Origin of the sequence: Caldimonas sp. (genome assembly GCF_046291045.1) — a bacterium.
In the GTDB taxonomy this organism is placed as follows: domain Bacteria; phylum Pseudomonadota; class Gammaproteobacteria; order Burkholderiales; family Burkholderiaceae_C; genus Caldimonas.
On sequence record NZ_JBKBSL010000065.1, the window covers coordinates 1 to 6398 of the forward strand.

The 6398-nt window shown below is 66.3% G+C and carries 8 protein-coding genes; 4 read left to right on the top strand and 4 right to left on the bottom strand.

Annotated features, from left to right (window positions below; genetic code table 11):
• Positions 1 to 88: 88 nt before the first annotated feature.
• Complete coding sequence (locus ACK4ZD_RS15000) at positions 89 to 871, top strand: SDR family oxidoreductase (RefSeq protein ID WP_409663857.1); 783 nt, start codon at positions 89 to 91, stop codon at positions 869 to 871.
• Positions 872 to 886: 15 nt separating this feature from the next.
• Positions 887 to 1306, top strand: coding sequence for an acyl-CoA thioesterase (locus ACK4ZD_RS15005; protein ID WP_409663860.1), 420 nt, complete (start codon positions 887 to 889; stop codon positions 1304 to 1306).
• Between the two features lie 13 nt (positions 1307 to 1319).
• Here the strand turns inward: ACK4ZD_RS15005 and ACK4ZD_RS15010 are convergent, their stop codons facing one another.
• Both ACK4ZD_RS15010 and ACK4ZD_RS15015 read right to left on the bottom strand, forming a co-directional pair.
• On the bottom strand, positions 1320 to 2345 hold the full coding sequence (locus ACK4ZD_RS15010; RefSeq protein ID WP_409663863.1) for a glycosyltransferase family 4 protein: 1026 nt from the start codon (positions 2343 to 2345) through the stop codon (positions 1320 to 1322).
• A 73-nt stretch (positions 2346 to 2418) separates the two neighbouring features.
• Complete coding sequence (locus ACK4ZD_RS15015) at positions 2419 to 2985, bottom strand: LuxR C-terminal-related transcriptional regulator (protein WP_409663866.1); 567 nt, start codon at positions 2983 to 2985, stop codon at positions 2419 to 2421.
• Between the two features lie 95 nt (positions 2986 to 3080).
• Between ACK4ZD_RS15015 and ACK4ZD_RS15020 the strand changes: the two genes are divergently transcribed.
• The gene (locus tag ACK4ZD_RS15020) at positions 3081 to 3782 is read left to right on the top strand and encodes a CoA transferase subunit A (protein ID WP_409663869.1); all 702 of its coding nucleotides are present in this window, start codon (positions 3081 to 3083) and stop codon (positions 3780 to 3782) included.
• A 12-nt stretch (positions 3783 to 3794) separates the two neighbouring features.
• Positions 3795 to 4439: a 3-oxoacid CoA-transferase subunit B gene (locus ACK4ZD_RS15025; protein WP_409663872.1), complete on the top strand. Its 645-nt coding sequence runs from the start codon at positions 3795 to 3797 to the stop codon at positions 4437 to 4439.
• 55 nt (positions 4440 to 4494) lie between these two features.
• Here ACK4ZD_RS15025 and ACK4ZD_RS15030 read toward each other — a convergent pair whose 3' ends face one another.
• Together ACK4ZD_RS15030 and aat are read right to left on the bottom strand one after the other, a co-directional pair.
• The gene (locus tag ACK4ZD_RS15030; RefSeq protein ID WP_409663875.1) at positions 4495 to 5238 is read right to left on the bottom strand and encodes an arginyltransferase; all 744 of its coding nucleotides are present in this window, start codon (positions 5236 to 5238) and stop codon (positions 4495 to 4497) included.
• The gene (aat, locus tag ACK4ZD_RS15035) at positions 5235 to 6032 is read right to left on the bottom strand and encodes a leucyl/phenylalanyl-tRNA--protein transferase (protein ID WP_409663877.1); all 798 of its coding nucleotides are present in this window, start codon (positions 6030 to 6032) and stop codon (positions 5235 to 5237) included. Before aat ends, ACK4ZD_RS15030 begins: the two co-directional genes overlap by 4 nt.
• Positions 6033 to 6398 lie beyond the last annotated feature (366 nt).

The following is a 6398-nucleotide window of genomic DNA, read 5'->3' on the forward strand; positions in this document are numbered from 1 at the left end:
ATAGGGATTCGGCCGCAGTCCCGCTATGCTTGCGACGTCTGTAGAGACGATGATCGCGCCGCTGGGTGCGCGCCCTCGAGAGGAACGCATGAGCTACAGCATCGATTTATCCGGCCGCGTGGCCTTGATCACTGGCGCATCCAGTGGCCTGGGCGAGCAGTTCGCCCGCACCCTGGCCCGGGCTGGGGCCGCCGTCGTGCTCGCAGGCCGCCGGGTCGAACGGCTCAAGACCTTGCGCTCGGAGATCGAGGCCCTGGGGGGCGACGCCCATGTCGTCGGACTGGATGTCACCGATCCAGGCAGCATCCGCTCGGCCGTGGCCCATGCCGAGACCGAGGTGGGCGCGATCGACATTCTCGTCAACAACTCCGGCGTCAGTACCACCCAGAAGCTCGTGGATGTCACCCCCGAAGACTACGACTACGTCTTCGACACCAACACCCGTGGCGCCTTCTTCGTGGCCCAGGAGGTTGGCAAGCGTATGCTGGCGCGCGCCCGTGGTGCGGCGCCGGGCACCTACACCGGCGGGCGCATCGTCAACATCGCCTCGATGGCGGGCCTGCGCGTGCTCGGCCAGATCGGCGTGTATTGCATGAGCAAGGCTGCCGTGGTTCACATGACCCGTGCGATGGCCCTGGAGTGGGGCAAGTACGGCATCAATGTGAACGCCATCTGCCCGGGCTACATCGACACCGAGATCAACCACCACCATTGGCAGACCGAGCAGGGGCAGAAGCTGATCGCGATGCTGCCGCGCAGGCGCCTGGGCGAGCCCAAGGATCTCGACGCCCTGCTCGTGATGCTGTGCTCGAACGAGAGCCACTTCATCAATGGCGCAGTGATCGCCGCCGATGACGGCTTTGCCCTCTGAACGAACGGCTCGATCATGCGTATCGACATCCCCGACCAGAAGAAGCTCGTGCACGAGATGCACATCCCCATCCGCTGGGGGGACATGGACGCCATGGGCCATGTCAACAATGCCACCTACTTCCGCTACCTCGAGACGGTGCGCATCGACTGGCTGCACCGCCTGGGCGGCGCGCCCGACCCCCGCGGCACGGGCCCGGTCATCGTCAATGCCTTCTGCAACTTTTACCGGCAGATCGAGTTCCCGGGCACGCTGCTGGCCCGCCACTACGTGGCCAACCCTGGCCGCAGCAGCGTGGACACCTTCATCACACTCGAGCGCATCGATCGCCCCGGCGAGATCGACGCGGCCGGCGGAGCGACCCTGGTGTGGGTGGACTTCCCCCGGCAGAAATCGGTGCCCCTGCCCGACTGGCTGCGTGCGGTCGTGAGCTGACCCGGCCACCGGCTCAGGCTGCGGCACGGACCGGGCTGCGTTGCCCGAGCGGTTGCAGCGCCTGGACGAACTGTTCGGTGGCCGCCTGCCAGGAGTAGCGGCGGGCGTGCTCGTGCACCGGCCCACGCGGCAACTCGAGCGCGCGCAGGCAAGCCCTGCGCAGGTCTGCATCCAGCACGCCGCCCGGAGAGTCCCCCACCACGTCGATCGGACCGGGCACCGGGAAGGCCGCCACCGGCGTCCCGCAAGCCATGGCCTCGACCATCACCAGTCCGAAGGTGTCCGTCAGGCTGGGGAAGACCACCACGTCGGCCGTGCGGTACAGCCGCGCGAGCGTCGGGCCGTCGAGCACACCGAACCAGCGCACGCCGGGGTACCGCTTTTGCAGACGGGCGCGTTCAGGCCCGTCGCCGGCCACCCACTTCTCGCCGGGAAGATCCAGCTTCAGGAACGCCTCGACGTTCTTTTCCACGGCCAGCCGGCCCACGTGCAGGAAGACCGGCGCCTCCCCGCGGGGCAGCCGTTCGCCGTGCGGCGTGAACATCGCCAGGTCCACCCCCCGTGACCAGACCTGGGCATGGTCGAAGCCGCGGGCGCGCAAGTCGGCAACGATGGCTGGTGTGGGTGCCAGGGTGGCCACGCCCGCGTTGTGGAAACGCCTCAGTGCTGCATAGCTCCAGGCCAGCGGCAGGCGCAGGCGCGCATGCACATACTCGGGAAAGCGGCTGTGGTAGGCCGTCGTGAAGGGCCAGCCGCGCGATCGGAGCACCGCCCGGGCCTGCCAACCCAGGGGCCCCTCGGTGGCGAGGTGGATGCAGTCGGGTGCCAGCGCGTCGATCACCCGGGCCAGGCGGCGGCGGGTGACCCAGGCCAGGCGGATTTCCGGGTAGGTCGGGCATGGCAGGGTGGGCCACCCCTGGGGCGACAGCACCTCCACCTCATGGCCCAGGGCCAGCAGCTCACGCCGGGTCATCTTCAGAGTGCGCACGACACCATTGACCTGCGGCTCCCAGGCGTCCGTGACGATGAGGATCTTCATGCGCGCTCCGCGGTGACGGTGGCGCGATTGAAGGACACCCACGTTGCGCCATCGTGACAGCGCGTGGGGACGCTCAGCCGCCCATGAGCTTTTGCACCAGCTCCGGCGTCGTCCCTGCTTGGTACTTGCGCAGCAGCCGTGCCCGGTAGATGTCCACCGTGCGGTGGCTCACGCCCAGCGCCTTGCCGATCTGCTTGCTCGTCTGCCCTTCGATCAGCAGAGCGGCGACCTCGCGCTCGCGGCCGGTCAGCTCGAGCGTGACGGGGCGTTTGGACGAAAGATCCTCGAAGGTCCAGATGCCCGCGGCGTGGGGGGTGTCACGATGGAACGCGCGGCCGGTCACATGGCACCAGAACAGCTCGCCCTGCGGGTCGCCCGGCGAGCGCTTCATGATGCGTTCATCGGCATAGCGGCCGCTGGCTCCCAAGATGGGCTCGATGCGCCGGCCGGTGCGTTCGAACTCGTCGGGACTGGGATACAGCACGAGGAAGGACTGTCCGACCAGCGCCTCGCGCGAAGTGCGGAACATTTCCGCCAATGCATGATTGCAGTCGACGATGATGCGGTTGCGTGACAACACCAGACCGACCGGTGCCATCTCGAACGCGGCGCGGTAGTCGATGGGGGGCGGTAGGGGCATCGTCGCGAGCTCAGGAGACTGCTTAGGCGATTCTACGTATCCTGATACGTAGTACGCTGTGGGTTTGTCCCAACTCCCTTGCGAAGGAGACTCGCATGAACAAGCTCTACCCCAGTGCCGCCGAGGCACTGAAAGGGATCGTCAAGGACGGCCAGATGCTGGCCGTCGGCGGCTTCGGCCTGTGCGGCATTCCCGAGGCCCTGATCGACGCGCTGCAGGCCAGTGGCGTGAAGAACCTGACCGTGATCTCCAACAACGCCGGCGTGGACGGCTTCGGGTTGGGCAAGCTGCTGGCCACGCGCCAGATCAAGAAGATGATCTCCAGCTATGTGGGCGAGAACAAGGAGTTCGAGCGCCAGTACCTCAGCGGCGAGCTCGAACTGGAGTTCACGCCCCAGGGCACCCTGGCCGAGAAGCTGCGTGCCGGCGGGGCCGGCATCCCGGCCTTCTTCACCCGCACCGGCGTGGGCACCATCGTGGCCGAAGGCAAAGAGGTGCGCGAGTTCGACGGCGTGAAGTACGTGATGGAACGCTCGCTGGTGCCCGACGTCTCGCTCGTCAAGGCCTATGTGGCCGACAAGTCCGGCAACCTCGTCTTCCGCAAGACTGCCCGCAATTTCAACCCCAACGTGGCCATGGCCGGCAGGATCACCGTGGTCGAGGTCGAAAAGATCGTCGAGACGGGTGAGCTGGATCCCGACCAGATCCACCTGCCGGGCATCTTCGTGCACCGCATCGTGCTCAACGCCACCCCCGAGAAACGCATCGAGCAGCGCACCGTACGCGCCGCCGCCTGAAGGAGAACGCAAATGGCTTGGAACCGTGACGAGATGGCGGCCCGTGCCGCCCGCGAACTGCGCGACGGCTATTACGTCAACCTGGGCATCGGGCTGCCCACCCTCGTGGCCAACCACGTGCCTGCCGGCATGGAGGTCTGGCTGCAAAGCGAGAACGGCCTGCTCGGCATCGGCCCCTTCCCCACGGAAGAGGAGGTGGATCCGGACCTCATCAATGCCGGCAAGCAGACCGTCACCACCCTGCCGGGCTCGTCCTTCTTCTCCTCGGCCGACTCCTTCGCGATGATCCGTGGCGGCAAGATCAACCTGGCCATCCTGGGCGCCATGCAGGTCAGCGAGAAGGGCGACCTGGCCAACTGGATGATTCCGGGCAAGATGGTCAAGGGCATGGGGGGGGCGATGGACCTGGTGGCCGGCGTGGGCCGCGTGGTCGTGCTGATGGAGCACTGCGCCAAGAACGGCGAGCACAAGCTGCTGCAGCAGTGCACCCTGCCACTGACCGGCGTCGGGGTGGTCCACCGCGTCATCACCGACCTGTGCGTCCTGGACATCACGCCCCGGGGCTTTTGCTGTGTAGAACTCGCCCCGGGCGTCACCGAGGACGAGGTGCGCATGAAGACCGGCGCCCACGTCGAGTTCGCGCTGGCAGCTGCCTGAGCGCCGAGGCCGGCGCCGGTTGGCTCTGAGGGGCCCTGCGGGGCCCCTCGCTCGTTCAAGGGTCGGACGTGCGGTCCACCGAGGGCCGCCATTGACCATCGATCAGCAGCTCGTGCGGGCGGAACTGCGCTTTGTACGCCATCTTGCGGCTGTCCTCGATCCAGTAGCCCAGATAGACGTGCGACAGGCCGAGCTGGCGCGTCTGATCGATCTGCCACAGCACGTTGTAGGTCCCGTAACTGCAGCCGGGCTCCGGTTCATAAAAGGTGTAGACCGCCGACAGCCCGTCATTGAGCACGTCGAGGATCGACACCATCTTCAGCAGGTTCGTCCCCGGTTCGCGGAACTCCACCAGCCGTGAGTTCACCCTGCTTTGCAGCAGGAACTGCGTGTACTGGTCCACGCTGTCGTGGTCCATGCCCCCCCCGCTGTGCCGGCCCGACTGGTACCGCAGGTAAAGCTGGTAATGCTCGGGCACGAAGCACAGCCGCAGCACGCGCGCCTGCAGTGCGGCGTGCTGGCGCAGGGCGCGGCGCTGGCTGCGGTTGGGCTGGAAACGCTGCACCGGGATACGCAGCGGCACACACGCGCGGCAGCCGTCGCAGTAGGGACGGTAGGTGAACATTCCGCTGCGGCGGAATCCCCGCGCCACCAGATCGGAGTAAGTGTCCGTATGGATCAGGTGGCTGGGCGTGGCCACCTGCGAGCGCGCCGACTTCCCCGGCAGATAGCTGCAAGGGTAGGGCGCGGTCGCATAGAACTGGAGCGACGCGAGCGGAAGTTCCTTCGGGTGCGTCATGCGGGCTGCATCGAGGACGTCACGCTATCACGGCTTGCGCCGGCCGGCAGTGCGTCGAGCTGATCCCACAGGGCCGGCTCGAAGATCCAACGGGCGGGGGGCGGCAACGGGACGACCCGCCGCACATGGGCGAGGAAACGCGCGCGCGGCACCTCGTGGGCTCCCAGCGAGGCCAGGTGTTCGGTGCGCTGCTGGCAATCGATCATCTCGATGTCGTGCCGCAGGCAAAACGCCACCAGGGCGCACAGTGCGATCTTGGAGGCATCGGTCTGCCAGGCGAACATCGACTCACCAAAGAACATCCGTCCCATGCCGATGCCATACAGGCCCCCGGCCAGCTCCCCGTCGATCCAGGTCTCGACGGAGTGCACCTCGCCCAGGCGGTGCCAACGCTCGTAGGCCTCCACCATCTCCGGAACGATCCAGGTGCCGGACTGTCCGGCGCGCGGGGTCGCAGCGCAAGCCCGGATCACTCGCCCAAACGCAGAGTCGATGCGGATCTCGCAGCGCGGGTCCCTGCGGAATCGCCGCAAGGTCTTGCGCAGGGACCGCGACACCTTCAGGCGTGAGGTCTCGAGCACCATCCTCGGATCCGGGCTCCACCACAACACCGGCTGGCCCTTCCCGTACCAGGGAAAGATGCCTTGTGCATAAGCAGCGCGCAGCCGTTGCGTCGACAGATCGCCACCCGCGGCCAGCAGCCCCGGGGCATCCGAACCGGGCCCCAGGGCGTCCTCGACCGCAGGGAAGTCGGTCTGTCCGGGTTCCAGCCACGCGATCGCCAGTGCGCTCATGAGCAAGTGAAGTGATGAATGTCCTGCTCACATTCTGTGCGGGAACGTGCAGGCTGTGCACGCCATAAAGCAGTCCCCGGATGCAGACCGGGGGGCGATGGGGAGCGGGGGCTTGACCTTCCCGATTGATTGCCTTTACACTGCAAGACTTCGCTGATTACAGCGGCACCGAAGCCGAATGCCAAAGCCTGTCTTTGGCGGTCTCGAGCAGGTCAAAGCCAGTGGCGAAAAAAGAAATACCGAGCGCTTGACAAGGAAATCAAAATCTTGCAATAATCTCGGTCTTCGCTGATCACTGGTTGGCGACGCAAACGAAGCGATGGTTTTGTTTGTGTGGTGGGTTCTTTAACAAGATACAGCCGATAA